17 protein-coding genes are annotated in these 18,491 nt (G+C 71.7%); 13 read left to right on the forward strand and 4 right to left on the reverse strand.

Annotation, left to right across the window (positions count from 1 at the left end; translation table 11 throughout):
• Window positions 1-9: 9 nt before the first annotated feature.
• Window positions 10-726, reverse strand: a complete 717-nt coding sequence (locus tag E6W39_RS36105; RefSeq protein ID WP_141638164.1) for a FadR/GntR family transcriptional regulator — start codon at window positions 724-726, stop codon at window positions 10-12.
• A gap of 203 nt (window positions 727-929) precedes the next feature.
• Here E6W39_RS36105 and E6W39_RS36110 point away from each other — a divergent pair, with 203 nt between their 5' ends.
• From E6W39_RS36110 to E6W39_RS36140, 7 genes are all read left to right on the forward strand, one after another.
• Complete coding sequence (locus E6W39_RS36110) at window positions 930-2,477, forward strand: amino acid permease (RefSeq protein ID WP_141637043.1); 1,548 nt, start codon at window positions 930-932, stop codon at window positions 2,475-2,477.
• Entirely contained in the window at window positions 2,474-3,832 is a 1,359-nt protein-coding gene (locus E6W39_RS36115; RefSeq protein ID WP_141637044.1) for a glutamine synthetase family protein, read from the forward strand. The genes E6W39_RS36110 and E6W39_RS36115 overlap by 4 nt, the downstream gene beginning before the upstream one ends.
• Window positions 3,829-4,542, forward strand: coding sequence for a gamma-glutamyl-gamma-aminobutyrate hydrolase family protein (locus E6W39_RS36120; RefSeq protein WP_220140314.1), 714 nt, complete (start codon window positions 3,829-3,831; stop codon window positions 4,540-4,542). Before E6W39_RS36115 ends, E6W39_RS36120 begins: the two co-directional genes overlap by 4 nt.
• Window positions 4,539-5,921 carry an aldehyde dehydrogenase family protein gene (locus tag E6W39_RS36125; RefSeq protein ID WP_141637045.1) on the forward strand — a complete coding sequence of 461 codons (1,383 nt, stop codon included), beginning with the start codon at window positions 4,539-4,541 and terminating at the stop codon, window positions 5,919-5,921. Before E6W39_RS36120 ends, E6W39_RS36125 begins: the two co-directional genes overlap by 4 nt.
• A gap of 4 nt (window positions 5,922-5,925) precedes the next feature.
• Window positions 5,926-6,696: a 3-oxoacyl-ACP reductase gene (locus tag E6W39_RS36130; RefSeq protein WP_101378988.1), complete on the forward strand. Its 771-nt coding sequence runs from the start codon at window positions 5,926-5,928 to the stop codon at window positions 6,694-6,696.
• A 90-nt stretch (window positions 6,697-6,786) separates the two neighbouring features.
• A complete protein-coding gene (locus E6W39_RS36135) occupies window positions 6,787-8,205 on the forward strand; it encodes an aldehyde dehydrogenase family protein (protein ID WP_141637046.1) in 1,419 nt (472 codons plus the stop codon).
• Between the two features lie 29 nt (window positions 8,206-8,234).
• Window positions 8,235-9,314 (forward strand): Zn-dependent alcohol dehydrogenase, encoded by a 1,080-nt coding sequence (locus tag E6W39_RS36140; protein WP_141637047.1) that lies wholly within the window; start codon window positions 8,235-8,237, stop codon window positions 9,312-9,314.
• 143 nt (window positions 9,315-9,457) lie between these two features.
• Here the strand turns inward: E6W39_RS36140 and E6W39_RS36145 are convergent, their stop codons facing one another.
• A complete protein-coding gene (locus tag E6W39_RS36145; RefSeq protein WP_141637048.1) occupies window positions 9,458-10,042 on the reverse strand; it encodes a flavodoxin family protein in 585 nt (194 codons plus the stop codon).
• 140 nt (window positions 10,043-10,182) lie between these two features.
• Here E6W39_RS36145 and E6W39_RS36150 point away from each other — a divergent pair, with 140 nt between their 5' ends.
• Window positions 10,183-10,599, forward strand: a complete 417-nt coding sequence (locus E6W39_RS36150) for a winged helix-turn-helix transcriptional regulator (protein WP_141637049.1) — start codon at window positions 10,183-10,185, stop codon at window positions 10,597-10,599.
• Window positions 10,600-10,705: 106 nt separating this feature from the next.
• On the opposite strand, the gene E6W39_RS36155 is transcribed toward E6W39_RS36150, so the two are convergent.
• Window positions 10,706-11,704, reverse strand: coding sequence for an Lrp/AsnC family transcriptional regulator (locus E6W39_RS36155; protein WP_141637050.1), 999 nt, complete (start codon window positions 11,702-11,704; stop codon window positions 10,706-10,708).
• Between the two features lie 154 nt (window positions 11,705-11,858).
• Between E6W39_RS36155 and E6W39_RS36160 the strand changes: the two genes are divergently transcribed.
• Both E6W39_RS36160 and E6W39_RS36165 read left to right on the forward strand, forming a co-directional pair.
• Window positions 11,859-13,388, forward strand: a complete 1,530-nt coding sequence (locus tag E6W39_RS36160; protein WP_141637051.1) for an MFS transporter — start codon at window positions 11,859-11,861, stop codon at window positions 13,386-13,388.
• A gap of 109 nt (window positions 13,389-13,497) precedes the next feature.
• On the forward strand, window positions 13,498-15,519 hold the full coding sequence (locus tag E6W39_RS36165; RefSeq protein WP_141637052.1) for an NADPH-dependent 2,4-dienoyl-CoA reductase: 2,022 nt from the start codon (window positions 13,498-13,500) through the stop codon (window positions 15,517-15,519).
• A gap of 54 nt (window positions 15,520-15,573) precedes the next feature.
• On the opposite strand, the gene gcvH is transcribed toward E6W39_RS36165, so the two are convergent.
• Complete coding sequence (gene gcvH, locus E6W39_RS36170) at window positions 15,574-15,948, reverse strand: glycine cleavage system protein GcvH (protein WP_141637053.1); 375 nt, start codon at window positions 15,946-15,948, stop codon at window positions 15,574-15,576.
• A gap of 182 nt (window positions 15,949-16,130) precedes the next feature.
• On the opposite strand from gcvH, the gene E6W39_RS36175 reads away from it, so the two are divergent.
• The 3 genes from E6W39_RS36175 (at window position 16,131) to E6W39_RS36185 (ending at window position 18,411) form a co-directional block, all read left to right on the forward strand.
• Window positions 16,131-17,042, forward strand: coding sequence for a phytoene/squalene synthase family protein (locus E6W39_RS36175; protein WP_141637054.1), 912 nt, complete (start codon window positions 16,131-16,133; stop codon window positions 17,040-17,042).
• A gap of 84 nt (window positions 17,043-17,126) precedes the next feature.
• The gene (leuE, locus tag E6W39_RS36180) at window positions 17,127-17,807 is read left to right on the forward strand and encodes a leucine efflux protein LeuE (protein ID WP_141637055.1); all 681 of its coding nucleotides are present in this window, start codon (window positions 17,127-17,129) and stop codon (window positions 17,805-17,807) included.
• Between the two features lie 70 nt (window positions 17,808-17,877).
• Window positions 17,878-18,411 carry a PadR family transcriptional regulator gene (locus E6W39_RS36185; RefSeq protein ID WP_141637056.1) on the forward strand — a complete coding sequence of 178 codons (534 nt, stop codon included), beginning with the start codon at window positions 17,878-17,880 and terminating at the stop codon, window positions 18,409-18,411.
• Window positions 18,412-18,491: the final 80 nt, after the last annotated feature.

The following is an 18,491-nucleotide window of genomic DNA, read 5'->3' on the forward strand; positions in this document are numbered from 1 at the left end:
CAGGCGTCTTCAACCCAAGAAGCCGCGCAGCAGCGCCGCGGTGCCGGCCAGGTGCTCCTCGGTGGCGCGCCGGGCACCGGCCACGTCGCCGGCCAGGATCGCCTCCACCATCGCCCGGTGCTGGTGCGAGGAGTGCTCGATGTTCCGGTCCAGCACCGGGATCGCGTTCAGCAGGTCGTTGAGCCGCATCCGGCTCTCGGCGACGCCCGCGGCCAGCGAGTGCGAGCCGGTCACCTCGGCGATCGCCAGGTGGAACCGGGAGTCCAGGCGGCGGTACTCGTCGGGCCCGGCGGCCTCCAACTCGGCCAGCCGGCCGCACAGGTAGCCGCGCTGCTCCTCGGCCAGCCCGCGCCGGGCGGCCTGCTCGGCGGCACCGGTCTCCAGGACCAGCCGGTAGGTCAGGGCGTCCTCCAGCTCGGCGCCCATGTCCCGTACGGCCCGGCGCAGTTCGCCGAGGTCGGGCGGCGGCAGCCGGTAGGTGACGAAGGTGCCGCCGTACCTGCCCCGGCGGGACTCCACGCAGCCGGCGGCCTGCAGCGAGTGCAGCGCCTCGCGCAGGGTCTCCCGACTGATGCCGAGCCGGACCGCCAACTCCCGCTCGGGGGGCAGCCGGTCGCCGTAGCCGAAGACACCGAGCTTGACGGCTTCCAGGATGCGCTGGACGGTCTCCTCGAAGGCGTTGCCGGTCCGGACCGGGCGGAAGATCGCGCCGCCCTGCCAGTCCATCCGCGGGTCGCCACCGCCAGCTATGTCCACACCGGAATCGTACCCAGGTGCTATCTCGGTGACCGCTCGGCAGGTGCCCTTGACGGGGCAGCTGTCCAGGCGGGAGCATGCCTGGCAAGTCAATGGTCTGGTTCCGGGCCATTGGTGCCACAGTGCCGTGGGCGCATGTTTCGGATCCCCCACCGAACCCCCGAGGGGTGCGCATGTCCTCCGACCATCCAGCCGCCGACCACCCTGCCGCACAGGTGTTGCCGGCGGCCACCGCCGATGTTTCCACCGACGAACAGCGACTCCGCGAGTTGGGCTATACCCAGGAGCTGGCCCGCTCGCTCTCCGGCTTCTCCAACTTCGCGGTCTCCTTCTCCATCGTCTCGATCCTCTCCGGCTGCCTTACCCTCTACGGCTACGGCATGACCACCGGCGGCCCCGCGCTGATCACCTGGGGCTGGCCGCTGGTCGGGGCGATGACGCTCTGCGTGGGGCTGGCGATGGCCGAGATCTGCTCCAGCTACCCGACCGCGGGCGGCCTGTACTTCTGGGCCGCCAAGCTGGCGGGCCGCAACGCCCCGGCGTTCAGCTGGATAACCGGCTGGTGCAACTTCTTGGGCGGCGTCGCGGTCACCGCCAGCGTCGACTACGGCGCCGCCACCTTCACCAACGCCCTGCTGGACCTGCGCTTCGGCTATGCCGCCAGCCCGGTGCACACCGTGGAGATCTTCGCGGTGATCCTGCTGCTGCACGGGCTGCTCAACAGCTTCGGGGTCCGGCTGGTGGCCGTGCTCAACACCGTCAGCGTCTGGTGGCACCTGGTCGGCGTGCTGCTGATCGTCGGCGCACTGGCCGTGCTGCCGCACCACCACTCCTCGGCGGGCTTCGTGTTCGGACGCTTCGTCAACGAGACCGGCTTCCACAACCCGTTCTACGTGGCGCTGCTCGGCCTGCTGCTCGCCCAGTACACCCTGACCGGGTACGACGCCTCGGCGCACATGACCGAGGAGACCAGGGACGCCGCCCGGTCCGGGCCGCGCGGGATCGTCAACTCGATCGCGATCTCGCTGGTGGCCGGCTGGATCCTGCTCCTCGGGCTGACCTTCGCCATCCGGTACTACGACCCGGAGGTCAACACCCCCACCCAAGTGCCGCCCGCACAGATCTTCCTGGACGCGCTCGGCGCCAGCGGCGCCGAACTCCTGCTGATCATCGTGATCGGCGCCCAGTTCTTCTGCGGAATGGCCTCGGTCACCGCCAACTCCCGCATGGTGTACGCGTTCTCGCGAGACGGCGCACTGCCCGGCGCCAAGCTCTGGCACCGCATCGACCCGCGCACCCAGACCCCCAACAACGCCATCTGGCTGGGCACCGGCGGGGCGTTCCTGCTCGGGCTGCCCGCGCTGTGGAACTCCACCGCGTTCGCGGCCGTCACCTCGGTCTCGGTGATCGGCCTCTACCTGGCCTATGTCATCCCGGTCTACCTACGGCTGCGCCTGGGCGACGGCTTCGAGCGAGGCCCCTGGCACCTGGGCCGCTGGAGCCGGCCGATCGGCATCGTCGCGGTCGGCTGGACGGCGCTGATCACCGTGCTCTTCATGCTTCCCACCAAATACCCGATCACCGTAGGGAACTTCAACTACACCGCCGTCGCGATCGCCGTGGTGCTGGGCTTCTCGGGGATCTGGTGGCTGGCCTCGGCCCGCCACTGGTTCACCGGACCGCGCATCCAGGACGCCGCGACGAGTCAGGAGCAGCCGTGAGCGGCACCCGATTGACGCTGGACCAGCTCCGCGAGCGAGTCGCCGACGGAAGCATCGACACCGTGGTGCTCGCGGCCACCGACATGCAGGGCCGGCTGCAGGGCAAACGGCTGGCGGCCGACTACTTCCTCAGCGATGTGCTGCCGCACGCCGCCGAGGGGTGCTCCTACCTGCTGGCCGTGGACGTCGAGATGAACACGGTCGACGGCTACGAGGTCTCCTCCTGGGAGAACGGCTACGGCGACCTGGTGATGGTGCCCGACGTCGGGACCCTGCGGCTGATCCCCTGGCACCCGGGCACCGCCATGGTGCAGTGCGACCTCGCCACCCAGGACGGCACCCCGATCGCGGTCTCGCCCCGGCAGATCCTGCGCCGCCAACTGGACCGGCTCGCCGGATACGGCTGGCAGGCCTATGCGGGAACGGAGTTGGAGTTCATCACGTTCCAGGACAGCTATGAACAGGCCTGGGACCGGGGCTATCGGGAGCTCACCCCGGCCAACCAGTACAACGTGGACTACTCGATCCTGGGCACCGGGCGGATCGAGCCGCTGCTGCGCCGGGTGCGCAACTCGATGGCCGGCGCCGGCCTCACGGTGGAGTCCGCCAAGGGCGAGTGCAACCTCGGCCAGCACGAGATCGCCTTCAAGTACGCCGAGGCGCTGACCACGTGCGACGACCACGTGGTCTACAAGACCGGCGCCAAGGAGATCGCCGCGCAGGAGGGCGTCAGCCTCACCTTCATGGCCAAGTACGACGAGCGCGAGGGCAACTCCTGCCACATCCACCTGAGCCTGCGCGACGCCACCGGCGATCCGGTTTTCGCCGGCGACGGCCCGCACGGCTTCTCCCGCACCATGGAGCACTTCCTGGCCGGACAACTCGCCTGCCTCGCCGAGTTCTCGCTGCTACTTGCCCCCAACATCAACTCCTACAAGCGCTTCGTGCCGGGCAGCTTCGCACCGACCGCGATCGCCTGGGGACGCGACAACCGCACCTGCGCGCTGCGCGTGGTCGGCCACGGCCCCTCGCTGCGGTTCGAGAACCGGGTGCCCGGCGGCGACGTCAACCCCTACCTCGCCGTTGCCGCCCTGATCGCCGCCGGACTGCACGGAATCGAGCACCAGCTGGAGCTGGAACGGGAGTTCACCGGCAACGCCTACACCTCCAACGCACCCCGGGTGCCCGCCACACTGCGCGAGGCGGTGGCCGCCTTCGCGCAGAGCGAGCCGGCCGCGCAGGCCTTCGGCAAGGACGTGGTGCGCCACTACACCCATGCGGGCCGAGTCGAACTAGCCGCCTTCGACGTGGCGGTGACCGACTGGGAGCGCCGGCGCGGATTCGAGCGGCTGTGACCGGGGCACCGCTGGTGGGGATCACCAGCTACCTGGAACCGGCCACCTGGGGCGGCTGGGAGCGGTCCGCCGCCCTGATCCCGCAGCAGTACGTGGACGCGGTCACCGCCGCCGGCGGCACCGCCGTGCTGCTGCCCGCACAGCCCGGCGAGGCACCGCATCGCCTGCTGAACCGGCTGGACGCCCTGGTGGTCTCCGGTGGCCCGGACGTCGACCCGGCCCGCTACGGCAGCGAGCCGCACCCGCGCACCGGAGCGCCCCAAAGCCTGCGCGACAGCTGGGAGTTGGCGCTGCTGCGCGGTGCCATCGACAACGACCTGCCGGTACTGGCGGTCTGCCGCGGCATGCAGGTGCTCAATGTGGCCTTCGGCGGCACCCTGCTCCAGCACCTACCGGATCGAGTCGGCGACGAGACCCACCAGATCGCCCTCGGCGAGTTCTACCGCCGCACCGTGACGGTGCAGTCGGGCTCCAAGCTCGGCGCGATCCTCGGCGAGCGACCCGAAGTGCTCTGCTACCACCACCAGGCCGTGGACCGGATCGGCACCGGCCTGCGCCCGGTGGCCTGGAGCGAGGACGGCACGGTGGAGGGCCTGGAGCTGCCTGACGCGCGCTTCGCGCTCGGCGTGCAGTGGCACCCCGAAGCCGACCCGACGGACGGCCGGCTGTTCCGCGCCCTGGTCAACACCCTGGAGGAGAAGACAGCGTGACCCCGACCGACGCAACGACCTTCGAGGTGGTCAACCCCGCCACCGAGGAGGTGATCCGGACCGTGCCGCTGGCCGGCCTCGCCGAGACCGACGCCGCCGTCGCCAAGGCAAAGGCCGCATACGACAGTTGGCGCAAGGTGGCGCCGGCCGACCGGGCCCGGCTGCTGCGCGCCTTCGCCGCCGCGGTGGACGCCGACCGGGAGCACCTGGCCGCGCTGGAGGTGGCCAACGCCGGCCACACCATCGGCAACGCCCGCTGGGAGGCCGGCAACGCCCGCGACGTGCTGGCGTACTACGCGGCGGCGCCGGAGCGGCTATTCGGGCGGCAGATCCCGGTGGCCGGCGGCATCGACGTGACCTTCCAGGAGCCGCTGGGCGTGGTCGCCGTCATCGTGCCCTGGAACTTCCCGCTGCCGATCGCGGCCTGGGGCCTGGCCCCGGCCCTGGCGGCCGGCAACACGGTGGTGCTCAAGCCCGCCGAGCTGACCCCGCTGACCGCCCTGCGGCTGGCCGAACTCGCCCTGGCCGCCGGCCTGCCGGAGGGCGTGCTGCAGGTGCTGCCCGGTCACGGCCGGGTGACCGGCCGACGGCTGGTCGGCCACCCGGACGTCCGCAAGGTGGTCTTCACCGGCTCCACCCGGGTCGGCAAGGAGATCGCCGCGGTGTGCGCCGACCAACTCAAGCCGGTCACCCTTGAGTTGGGCGGCAAGAGCGCCAACATCGTGTTCGCCGACGCCGATCTGGCCAAGGCTGCCGCCACCGCGCCCTACGCGGTCTTCGACAATGCCGGGCAGGACTGCTGCGCGCGCTCCCGGCTGCTGGTGCAGCAGGGTGTCTACGAGGAGTTCCTGAGCTTGCTGGAACCGGCCGTGCTGGGCGTGCGGGTGGGCGATCCGGCGGACGAGCGGACCGAGATGGGCCCGCTGATCTCGGCCGCCCATCGGGACCGGGTGGCGGGCTTCCTAGCTGATGACGACCTGTCAGTTCACCTGCAAGGAACGGTTCCTGACGGCAAGGGCTTCTGGTTCCCGCCCACTGTGCTGGCGCCGGTGGCACCGGATTCGCGGGTGGCCACCGAGGAGATCTTCGGCCCGGTGCTCAGCGTGCTGCCGTTCACCGACGAGGCCGACGCGGTGCGCCTCGCCAACGCCACCGACTACGGGCTGTCCGGCTCGATCTGGACCAGGGACGTGGGCCGGGCGCTGCGCGTGGCCCGGGAGCTGGAGTCGGGCAACCTGTCGGTCAACTCGCACTCGTCAGTGCGCTACTCGACACCGTTCGGCGGCTTCAAACAGTCCGGCCTGGGCCGCGAGTTGGGGCCGGACGCACTGAACGCCTTCACCGAGACCAAGAACGTCTTCATCTCGACCGAGGAGTAAAGCTATGACGACGAACCGTCTGGACGGCCGAGTGGCCGTGATCACCGGTGCCGGCAGCGGGATCGGCCTGGCCAGTGCCCGGCGGCTGGCCGCCGAGGGCGCCAGGGTGGTCTGCGCGGATGTGGACGAGCGCTCCGGCAAGGCGGCGGCTGCCGAGGTCGGCGGGCTGTTCGTGCCGGTCGACGTGACCGACGAGGCGGCGGTCGAGGCGATGTTCCAGACCGCCGTGGACACCTACGGCAGCGTGGACATCGCCTTCAACAACGCCGGCATCTCGCCGCCGGATGACGACTCGATCCTCACCACCGGCCTGGACGCCTGGCGGCGGGTCCAGGAGGTCAACCTGACCAGCGTCTACCTGTGCTGCAAGTACGCCATCGGGCACATGCAGCGCCAGGGCAAGGGCTCGATCATCAACACCGCGTCGTTCGTGGCGGTGATGGGCGCGGCCACCTCGCAGATCTCCTACAGCGCGTCCAAGGGCGGGGTGTTGTCGATGTCCCGCGAACTGGGCGTGCAGTTCGCCCGGGAGGGGATCCGGATCAACGCGCTCTGCCCCGGCCCGGTGAACACCCCGCTGCTGCGCGAGCTGTTCGCCAAGGACCCGGAGCGGGCGGCCCGCCGCCTGGTGCACATCCCGCTGGGCCGGTTCGCCGAGCCCGAGGAGATCGCGGCCGCCGTCGCCTTCCTGGCCAGCGACGACTCCTCGTTCATGACCGCCAACACCTTCCTGGTCGACGGCGGTATCTCCGGTGCCTATGTCACACCGCAGTGACCCAGGCGCCTCCTTGCGCTGAGCGGGGACCGGGGCGTTGACTAGCGCTGGTAGTTAACGCCCCGGTAGCAGCGCTAGGAGAGGACCACCGTGCAGCAGCATGCGGACCAGTACATCGGCGGCAGCTGGCGGCCCAGCCAGGGCGGTGGTGCCCTGGAGGTGCGCAACCCGGCCACCGAAGAGGTGATCGCCACCGTGGCGGCGGGCACCGCGGCCGATGTCGACGCGGCGGTGGCCGCCGCCCGCGCGGCCGGCCGCCAGTGGGGCCTGACCAGCCGCGAGGAGCGGCTCGCGCCGCTGACCCGGCTGCGGGACGGCCTCGCGGCCCGGCAGCAGGAGATCGCCGAGACCATCGTCGCCGAGCAGGGCAGCCCGATCGGCTTCGCCACCGGTGTGCAGGCCGCCCTGCCGCTGCTGGTGGCCTCCTCCTACGTGGAGCTGCTGGCCGGCTACGAGTTCCAGGAGAAGATCGGCAACTCCACGGTCTACGCCGAGCCGGCCGGGGTGGTCGCCGCGATCACGCCGTGGAACTACCCGCTGCACCAGGTGGTCGCCAAGGTGGTGCCGGCGCTGGCCGCCGGCTGCACCGTGGTGCTCAAGCCGGCCGAGGACACCCCGCTGGTGGCCCGGCTCTTCGCCGAGCTGGTGGACCAGGCGGGCTTCCCGGCCGGCGTCTTCAACCTGGTCACCGGGGTGGGCAGCGAGGTCGGCGCCGCGCTGGCCGCGCACCCCGGGGTCGACCTGGTCTCATTCACCGGCTCGACCGCGGTGGGCCGCTCGATCGCCGAGCACGCCGGGCGCGGCATCAAGAAGGTCGCCCTGGAGCTCGGCGGCAAGTCGGCCAATGTGGTGCTGCCCGGTGCGGACCTGGGCCGGGCGGTCAATGTGAACGCGGCCAACGTCTTCGCCAACTCCGGCCAGACCTGCACCGCCTGGACCAGGCTGCTGGTGCACCAGGACCAGTACGAGGAGGCGGTGGCGATCGCCGTCAAGGCCGCGGCCAAGTACCAGCCCGGCGATCCCACCAGCGCCGAGACCCGGATGGGCCCGCTGGTCAGCGCCAAGCAGCGGGAGCGGGTGCGCGGCTACATCCGCGCCGGTGTCGAGCAGGGCGCCCGGCTGGTGGTCGGCGGCGCCGAGGCGCCGGACGGCCTGCCGACCGGCTACTACGTGCAGCCCACGGTGCTCGCCGATGTCACGCCCGAGATGACGGTGGCGCAGGAGGAGATCTTCGGCCCGGTGCTGTCGATCATCGCCTACCGTGACGAGGAGCACGCCCTGGAGATCGCCAACGGCACCGAGTACGGGTTGGCCGGCGGTGTCTGGGCGGCCGACGAGGCGACCGCCGCCGCCTTCGCCCGCCGGATGGACGCGGGCCAGGTGGACATCAACGGCGGCCGGTTCAACCCGCTGGCGCCCTTCGGCGGCTACAAGTCCTCCGGTGTCGGGCGGGAGTTGGGCCGGCACGGGCTGGAGGAGTTCCTGCAGACCAAGTCGATCCAGTTCTGACCCGGCCACCAACCACCCTAAGGATCAATATGGTTCGCGCTGCCCTGCTCACCGCCGTGGGCGCCCCGCTGGAACTGGCCGAGATCGAACTGCCGGCGCCTGGGCCCGGCCAGGTGCGGGTCCGCCTGGCCGCGGCCGGCGTCTGCCACTCCGACCTGTCACTGGCCAACGGTGTGCTGCGGGCACCGGCCCCGGTGGTGCTCGGCCACGAGGGCGCCGGCACCGTGACGGCCGTCGGGGAGGGCGTGACCACGGTCCGCCCCGGCGACCAGGTTGTTCTCAACTGGGCGCCATCCTGCGGTAGTTGCCACTTCTGCGAGATCTCCGAGCCTTGGCTGTGCGAGCGCGCCGCCGACGCCTACGGCCAGACCTACGGCACCCTGGCGGACGGCACCGGCGTCTACCCGGGCCTGGGTGTGGCGGCCTTCGCCGAGGAGACCGTGGTCGGCGAGCGGGCCCTGCTGCCGCTGCCCGACGGCGTGCCGCTGGCCTCGGCCGCCCTGCTCGGCTGCGCCGTGCTCACCGGCTACGGCGCGGTGCACAACGCCGCCCGGGTGCGGGCCGGCGAGTCGGTGGTGGTCTACGGGCTCGGCGGGGTCGGCCTCGCGGTGCTGCAGGCGGCCCGGATCGCCGGCGCCGGGCCGATCGTCGCCGTCGACGTCAGCCCCGAGAAGGAGGAGCTGGCCCGCCGCCACGGTGCCACCGACTTCCTCCTCGCGGACGACCAGACCGCCCGCGCGGTACGGAAGTTGACGGACGGCTACGGCGCCGACCACGCCATCGAGTGCGTCGGCCGGGCCAGCACCATCAGGGCGGCCTGGTCCGCCACCCGGCGCGGCGGCCACACCACGGTGGTCGGCATCGGCGGCAAGGAGGACATGGTCTCCTTCTCCGCCCTGGAGCTGTTCCACTTCGCCCGGACGGTCAGCGGCTGCGTCTACGGCAACAGCGACCCTGCCCGGGACATCCCGGTGCTGGCCGAGCACGTCCGGGCCGGCCGGCTGGACCTGGAGGCGCTGATCACCGACCGGATCGCGCTGGCCGACATCCCGGCCGCCTTCGAGCGGATGGCGGCCGGGCGCGGCGGGCGCTCGCTGGTGGTGTTCTGAGGCCGTACGCGTGATGGGCCGCTCCCCGCGAAACGGGGGAGCGGCCCATCGGCGTTGCTTGAGGCACTTGGCCAGGCGCCGCGGAGCAGCCAGCCGTTGGCCGGGTGCCCTGGATCAGGCGCCGTTGATCAGGTAGCCAGGGCTCAGGCCGCGGCCTTGCCCGCCACGAAGATCTTCGCCTGCTCGGCGACCCGGCGGCCCAGGTGCTCGGCGGTGGCCACATCGGACTTGTGCACGCCCTCCGGCCCCTGGTCGACGTTGCTCTGGGCGCCGGCGCCGAGGAAGAAGCCCAGGCGGTTGAGGTCGCTCTCGGCGCCCTCGGTGCTGTTCCAGCCCGGCAGCAGGCCCAGGTTCACCCAGGTCATGCCGTGCTGGGCGGCCAGGCCGGAGAGGAACTGCAGGGTGGCCAGCTTGTCACCGCTCTTGGAGCCCGAGTTGGCGAAACCGGCGGCCAGCTTGTCCTGCCAGCGGCGCTCGAACCAGCGGCTGGAGCTGGCCTCGGCGAAGGTGTGGAAGGCACCGGAGGCGCCGCCCATGTACGTGGGGGAGCCGAAGATGACGGCGTCCGAGGCGTCCAGCAGCTCCCACTGCTCCTCGGTGATCTCCTCCACCTTGATCAGGTGCACGGTGGCACCCGTGCTCGCGGCACCCTCGCGGACGGCCTCCGCGATGACGGCGGTGTGGCCGTAGCCGGAGTGGAAGGCAACGGAAATAACAGGGCTGGTCACTGAATGCTCCCCAGGGGACGTTCGCGGTGCTTGCTGCGTGGTGCTGACGCAAGAAAAGCACTATCTTTTCGAAAGCGCAACCCTTTCGAGTGACGCTTTCCCAGGGTTGGCGCCAGCGCTTTGGGGCGTACAATGTCGGGATGGCGACTGAACCCTGCGCCGGATCCCCCGCCGGCCTCGAGCAGCTTTCCGACGAGCTCCCCTACGACGTGTTCGCGCGCAACTGCCCGTCGCGGCACGTGCTCAAGGACGTCACCCACGCCTGGGGCAGCCTCACCCTGGCCGCGCTGCTGGACGGCAGCTTCCGCTTCAACGAGCTGCGCCGCCGGGTCGACGGGGTGAGCGAGAAGATGCTGTCGCAGACGCTGCACGCGCTGGAGCGCGACGGTCTGGTGCACCGGGAGGCGCAGCTGACCAACCCCCCGCGCGTGGACTACCGGCTCACCGAGCTCGGCACGACGGTGGCCCGGCAGCTGCAGGAGCTGATCATGCTGGTCGAGGGACGGCTGCCCGAGATGCTGGCCGCGCAGCAGGCCTACGACGCCCGGCAGGCCTGACCCTCAAAGGTTCACCTGACCCTCAAAGGTTCACCTGGCCCTCAAAGGCTCACCTGACCTTCGAAGGCTCGGGCGCCCGGCGGTCCGACCGCGCTGCTTCCGGGGCTCAGGCGCTCGGCGGGTCGACCAGGCGGTAGCCGTCCAGCATCATGCCCGCGCGCTTGATCGACCGCAGCTGCGGCACCACCTCGACGTGCTGCACCCCGGCCAGGGCGCCGATCCGCTCGGTCAGATAGCGGTACAGCTCGTCGTTGTCGCGGCAGAGCACGACCGCGATCAGGTTGGCCGTCCCCGTGACCGCCGCGGCGAACGGGACCTCCGGGTGCTCGGACAGCGCCGCGCCGGCCGCCGCCAGCTCGCCCGGAGCCACCGTGATCATCAGGGTGGCCCGGCTCTCCAAGCCGAGCAGCCGCGGATCGATCTCGACGTCGAAGTAGCAGGCGCTGCGCTCGCGCAGCTGGTCCAGTCGGCGGCGCGCGGTGGACTCGGAGAGGCCTGCGGCGCGGGCGAGTTCGGGGTAGCCGGTGCGCCCGTCGCGGGCGAGCACGGCGAGCATCGCCTCGTCGGCGGCGTCCAGGTGCAGCACCGGCCCGGTGAGCTGGTAGACCGGCACCGTCAGCTTCCCGAGTTGCTCCTCCGTCAGCAGATCGAGGCCGCGCCAGTACTGCGGCCCGCCGATGAACGCGCGCAGGATGCTGTGCGCGGTGATCGCGGTGACCCGACGGGTGCGCGGCAGCCGGCGCAGCAGTAGCTCGTCGTGGTCCTCCCGGGTGCGCGCCCTGGTGATGCACTGCACCTCGGTGCCACCGGAGTTGAGCGTCACCCAGGCGATGTCGGGGCGCCGGGCCAGCGCATCGGCCACCGCGAGCGCCGCGTCCGGCGGGCACTGCAGGCGCAGCCAGGACTCCACCAGGCCGACCCGCGGCCCCACCGGCAGCCCGACCACCCGGACCAGGCCCTCGCCGCGCAGTCGGCGGTAGCGGCGGATCACCGTCTGGTCGGAGACCCCCAGCACCTCGGCCAGCTGGCTGAACGGAGCCCGGCCATCGATCAGCAGGGCCTGCACGAGTGCCTGATCCAGCGCGTCCAGCTCCGAAGTCCTCATGGTTTCCATCATGTCAGGCCCCATTGGGATCGGAATCCGCCACTTCGAGGCCACTGATGCCGGTCTTCGTCGACCCGGGTGCGACCGTCGTTCGCGAAACGTGCGTTCGCGAAACGGGCGTTCCCGAGCCTGACTGAAGACGAGGAGAGTCCTGATGCGTAAGTGGCTGCCGTTGACGGCGGTGAGCCTGGGCGCGTTCATGCTGTTGGTGGACGTGACCATCGTGACCGTGGCGCTGCCCGACATGGCCAAGGGGCTGCACACCGGCTTCACCGACCTGCAGTGGGTGCTGGACAGCTATGCGCTGGCGCTGGCCGCACTGCTGCTCGGGGCCGGTTCGCTGGCCGACCGGTTCGGACGGCGGCGGATCTACCTGGGCGGCCTGGTGCTGTTCGCCGGCGCCTCGCTGGCCTGCGGGGTGTCGGGGACCGGTGGCGAGCTCGTCCTGTTCCGCGGGGTGCAGGGAGTCGGCGGCGCGGCCATGTTCGCCACCACCATGGCCCTGCTCAACACCTCCTACCAAGGGCGGGACCGCGGCGTCGCGTTCGGCGTGTGGGGCGCGGTGAACGGCGCCGCGGCCGCGGCCGGCCCGATCCTCGGCGGGCTGCTGACCGAGCAGCTGGGCTGGCGGTGGATCTTCTTCATCAACCTGCCGATCAGCGTGCTGGCGGTGCTGGTGACGGTGCGCGCGGTGCGCGAATCGCGCGACCCGCAGGCCAAGGGGCTCGACCTGCCCGGGCTGGTGAGCTTCACGGTCGCGGCCGGCGCGCTGACCTTCGCGTTGATCCGGGGCGCGGCCGACGGTTGGGGCTCGACCTCCACGCTCGGTCTGTTCGCGCTCAGCGCGGTCGCCCTGCTCGCCTTCGTGGTGGTCCAACTGCGAAGCAGCAGGCCGATGTTCGACCTGTCGCTGCTGCGCAATCCGAGCTTCAGCGGGGTGCTGGCCGGCGGGCTGCTGCTCTCCGTCGCCGCGTTCTCCTACCTGGTCTACACCTCGCTCTGGCTGCAGTCGGTGCGCGGACTCGGCCCGGTCGCGGCCGGCCTTGCCGTGCTGCCGATGAGCGTGCCGGCCTTCCTGGTCTCGGCGCTGGCCGGGCGGCGGCTGCACGGGGCTTCGCCCCGGCTGACCATCGGCGGTGGCCTGGTGCTGATCGGCGCCGGTGCGCTGCTGCAGGCGCTGATCGGGCCCGGCTCCAGCTGGCCGGTGCTGGCGCCCGGTCTGGCGGTGGCCGGCGCGGGGGTCGGGCTGGCCACGCCCGCGATGGCGGCGGCGGCGATGGCGGCCGTGCCGCAGCGGCGCAGCGGCATGGCCGGCGGCGCGTTGAACACCGCGCGGCAGCTGGGCAACGCGCTGGGCATCGCGGTGCTCGGCGCGGTGTTCCAGGCCGGTCTGGAGCGACGGCTGCGCGGCGGGGTGCTGCCCGACGCCAAGGGCGCGGCGGATGCGCTGACGGCGGGGCAGGCGGGCGCGGTGATCGGCCGTGCCGCACCGGGGCAGCGGGCCGGCGTGGTGGAGCTGGTGCACCAGGCGTTCGCGGTCGGGCTGCGGGACGCGTTCCTGGTCTCGGGGGTGCTGGGGCTGCTCGGGGCGGCGCTGGTCTTCGCGCTGGTCGGGCGGGCGCGGGGCGGCGGCGAGGCCGCTGTTCCGGCGGCCGTGCCGACCGGGGAGCCGGTGGCGCGCTGAGCCGTTGGAACCGCGCTTCATGAAACGTGCCGAGCCTTTATGAAACTGGTTGCACAGTGGGCGCCTCGGCGCCTACTGTTCAGTAACCACACCCGCGCGAGGAGTCCGGATGACCGCCTACCCCCACCTGCTCAGCCCGCTCGACCTGGGCTTCACCACGCTTCCCAACCGCGTGCTGATGGGCTCCATGCACGTGGGGCTCGAGGAGGCCGAGAACGGCTTCGCGCGGATGGCCGAGTTCTACGCCACCCGGGCCCGCGGTGGCGTGGGCCTGATCGTCACCGGCGGCATCGCGCCCAACGAGGCCGGCCGCCCGTGGGGCGGCGGCGCCAAGCTCACCACCGAGGAGGAGGCGGCCGAGCACCGGGCGGTCACCGAGGCCGTGCACCGCGAGGGCGGCCGGATCGCCCTGCAGATCCTGCACTTCGGCCGCTACGCCTACCACCCCGAGCTGGTCGCCCCGAGCGCCATCCAGGCCCCGATCAGCCCGTTCGTGCCGAACGAGCTCACCGCGGAGCAGATCGAGCAGACCATCGAGGACTTCGCCCGCACCGCCGAACTCGCCAAGCAGGCCGGCTACGACGGCGTGGAGATCATGGGCTCCGAGGGCTACCTGATCAACGAGTTCATCGCCGCGCCGACCAACCAGCGCACCGACGACTGGGGCGGCAGCTACGAGAACCGGATGCGCTTCCCGGTGGAGATCGTGCGGCGGGTGCGCGAGCGGGTCGGCGCCGAGTTCATCATCATCTACCGGCTCTCGATGCTCGACCTGATCCCCGGCGGCTCCACGCTGCCCGAGGTGATCCAGCTGGCCCAGGCCGTCGAGCAGGCCGGCGCCACCATCATCAACACCGGCATCGGCTGGCACGAGGCCCGCATCCCCACCATCGCCACCTCGGTGCCGCGCGGTGCCTTCGCCTGGGTCACCAAGAAGGTGATGGGCTCGGTCTCGATCCCGCTGGTCACCGTCAACCGGATCAACACCCCCGAGCTGGGCGAGCAGCTGCTCGCCGACGGCTCGGCCGACATGGTCTCGCTGGCCCGCCCGCTGCTGGCCGACCCGGAGTTCGTCAACAAGGCGGCGGCCGGCACCCCGGAGGCGGTCAACACCTGCATCGGCTGCAACCAGGCCTGCCTGGACCACACCTTCCAGATGAAGATCACCTCCTGCCTGGTCAACCCGCGGGCCTGCCACGAGACCGAGCTGGTGCTCTCACCGACCAAGCTGCGCAAGCGGATCGGCGTGGTCGGCGCCGGCCCGGCCGGCCTCGCCTTCGCCGTCAGCGCGGCCGAGCGCGGCCACGCCGTCACCCTCTACGACGCCGCCGCCGAGATCGGCGGGCAGCTCAACATCGCCCGCCAGGTGCCCGGCAAGGAGGAGTTCAACGAGACCCTGCGCTACTACCGGCACCAGCTGGCCGCGCTCGAGGTCGAGCTGCGGCTCGGGGCGGTGGTGACCGCCGAGCAGCTCGCCGCCGAGGGCTACGACGAGGTGGTGCTGGCCACCGGCGTCACCCCGCGCGCCCCCGAGATCCCCGGCAGCGACCACCCCAGCGTGCTCAGCTACCTCGACGTGCTGCGCGACAAGGCGCCGGTCGGCGAGCGGGTGGCGATCATCGGCGCCGGCGGCATCGGCTTCGACGTCGCCGAGTACCTGACCGACCCCGGCAAGGGCGCCAGCCAGGACCCGGCCGTCTTCTTCGAGCAGTGGGGCGTGGACACCGAGCACACCACCCCCGGCGGCGTGACCCGCCCGGTCCGCGCCGCGTCGCCGCGCACCGTCCACCTGCTGCAGCGCAAGACCAGCAAGGTCGGTGCCGGCCTGGGCAAGACCACCGGCTGGATCCACCGCACCGAGCTCAAGCACCGCGGCGTCACCATGGTCGCGGGCGTCAGCTACCAGCTGATCGACGACGCCGGCCTGCACCTGCTGGTCGACGGCGAGCCGCAGCTGCTCCCCGTGGACACCGTGGTGCTCTGCGCCGGCCAGCTGCCGCGCCGCGACCTCCTCGACGGCCTGCGGGCGGCGGGCATCGAGGCGCATCTGATCGGCGGTGCCGACGTGGCCGCCGAGCTCGACGCCAAGCGCGCCATCGACCAGGGCACCCGGCTGGCAGCGGCGCTGTAGTCGCTCGGGGGTTCCCGGGGGTGGGGCATGGCGCCCCACCCCCGGGGCGCCGGGTCACTCGTTGATGTAGGCCTCGTACTGCTCGGCGGTCAGCAAACCGTCGACGGCCTTCGGGTCGGTGACGTCGAGCTTGATCAGCCAGGCGGCGTGGGCGTCCTCGTTGATGAGCTCCGGCTCACTGTCCAGGTCGCCGTTCACCTCCGTGACCTTCCCGGCGAGCGGCACGAACAGCTCGCTCACGGACTTGACCGACTCCACCGTCCCGAAGGGGTCACCCTCCGCGAACTGCTTGCCCACCTCGGGCAGCTCCACGAACACGATGTCCCCGAGCTGCTTCTGCGCGAAGTCGGTGAGGCCCACCGTCCCCACCTTGCCTTCCAGCCGAATCCACTCGTGCTCCTTGGTGTAGCGGTAGTCCTTGGGGTACATGAAGCAGCCTCCGGGTGTGGTCAGGGGGTACGGCTGGGAAGCCTACTGACGGACCGTCAGAAAGCTCGTCAAGTACCGCGGGAAACACCAGAACGAGTGATCCCACTGGCCCGTACACCACTCGATCAGATATCGTGCGGCGGCCCTGGCCAGGGGTGAGCGGCAACGATGAGCGAGGACGAGTGGGCAGCTGGGAGCGGGCGCTGGATGCCGCCGGGATACGGGATCCCCGGCTGCGCGATGACTACGGTCGGCAGCGCGAGCAGGTGACCCGCTACCGGCGCGAGGCCGCCCTGGCCGCTCGGCTCCTGCTGCCCGCCGCGCTGGTTCCGCATGTGATCGCCGCCACCGCGTTCATGCACCGCACCGACAGCCTGCTCGACAGCGGGCCGGTCGCCGAGCGCAAGGCGGCGTTCGCGGCCTGGGAGGGCGAGGTCGCCGACAGCCTCGCCGCGGGGACGACGGACAACCCCGAACTGCGCCCGCTACTGACCACCGTGGCCGCGCACCCGGTCCTCGCAGGCCGAATGCGGGACTTCCTCGCCACGGCCACCGCCGACCTCGACTTCGCGGGATTCGCCACCGAGGCCGACTACCAGCGATACCTGGACGACTACTCGCTGCCCGCCTTCATGGTCGTGGCCGCCCTCCTCGGCCCGACCGGCGACCAGTCCGCCTACCGCGCGGCCTGCCGCACCTACATCGACGGCAGTCAGCGGCTGGACTTCGTCAACGACCTGGCGGAGGACCTGGAAGGCGGCCGACTCACCATCCCTGCAGAGTGTCTGACGCTCCATCAGGTCAGTCGGGACGACCTGGCGCAGGGGCGCTCCGGTCCGTCCGTCGTGGCCCTGCTCGCCGAGCAGCTGGACCGGGCCGACCGGACCCTGGCCGAGGGCCGGGCCGTCATCGACCTGGTGCCGCCCGCGCACCGCCCGATGGTCCGCTGCATGGTCCGCCTGGAAGAGCTCACCAGCGCCGCCGCCCGCGCCGACATCCCCGCGCTGCTCCGCCGCTCGGCCGGCCCCGGCAAGCCGGCCGCGCTGCGGCTGCTGGCCACCGAGTACCTGCGGGCACGCCGTCTGCGGGGGTGACCAGCACCACTTTCCAGCGCCCGTTCATCGCACCGTAGGCTGGGCAGCTGATCCGACCGCCGCCCCAGGAAGCGAAGACCGCCTGTGTTCGGAGTGCACCACCTGGCCACGTATGTGCTGGGCGCCCTTGTGATCGTCCTGCTGCCCGGCCCGAACTCGCTGTATGTGCTCTCGGTCGCCGCCCGCAAGGGCGTGCGGACCGGGTTCCGGGCGGCGGCGGGCGTGTTCACGGGCGACCTGACGCTGATCACGCTCACCTCGTTCGGGGCCGCCTCGCTGCTGCGGGCCGATCCGGCGGTGTTCGCGGTGGTGAAGTTCGGCGGTGCGGGCTACCTGCTGTGGATGGGCGTGGGCATGCTCCGCTCGGCGCGTGGGCTGTGGCGCCAGCACGCGGGAGCCGTGGCCGCCGCCACTCCCGAGGCGGCCTCGGAGGCGGAGGCCGCCGCCGAGCCCGTCTCCGGTGAGCGTCCGTTCCGGCGGGCGCTGGTGGTCAGCCTGCTCAACCCCAAGGCGATCCTCTTCCTGCTGTCCTTCTTCACCCAGTTCGTCGACCCCTCCTACGGTCTGCCGGCGCTCTCCTTCACGCTGCTGGGCGGCATCCTGCAGACCTTCAGCGTGCTCTACCTGACCACGCTGATACTGGTGGGCACCTCGCTGGCCGCGGCCTTCCACCGCCGCAAGCGGCTGTCGGCGACCATGACCAGCAGTGTCGCGGTGCTGTTCGCCGGCTTCGCGGCCAAGTTGGCCCTCTCCTCGGCCGCGTGAGCCGTCCCGGCTGAGCCGGCCACCCGGCCGGGCCGCCGGCCGACTGGGCGGCCGTCACTAGAATCGGCCCATGTCGCTGCCGCACGCCATCCTCACCGCCCTGCTGGAGAAGCCGTCCTCGGGGCTGGAGTTGACGCGGCGGTTCGACAAGTCGATCGGGTTCTTCTGGTCCGCCACCCACCAGCAGATCTACCGCGAACTGGGCCGGCTGGAGCAGTCCGGGCTGATCCGCTCGCTGCCGCAGCCGCCGAGCCGGGGGCAGCGCAAGGAGTACGAGGTGCTGCCCGCCGGCCGCGCCGCCCTCGTCGAGTGGGTCGCGCAGCCGCAGGATCCGAAGGCGATCCGAGAACCGCTGCTGCTGCGGCTGCGGGCGGCGGCCACGGTCGGCGGGCGCGGCCTCGCCGAGGAGCTGGAACGCCACCTGGAGCTGCACGAACGCCAGCTGGCCGAGTACCTGGAGATCGAGCGGAACGACTTTCCCCTCGAGCACGCCGCCGAGGAGAACCGCCTGCAGCACCGGGTGCTCAGCGCGGGCATCGGCCTGGAGCAGTTCTGGGTGGAGTGGCTGCGGGAGACCCTGGCGGTGCTGCGGCCGGGCGTGTGAGGCAGGTCACGGCTGCCCGCCCCGCGCACGCTGTCACATCCGGCCGGGCCGCTCCGTCGGTGCTGTGTAAGCGACGACAC

The organism is Kitasatospora acidiphila (assembly GCF_006636205.1).
GTDB classification, from domain to species: Bacteria; Actinomycetota; Actinomycetes; order Streptomycetales; family Streptomycetaceae; genus Kitasatospora; species Kitasatospora acidiphila.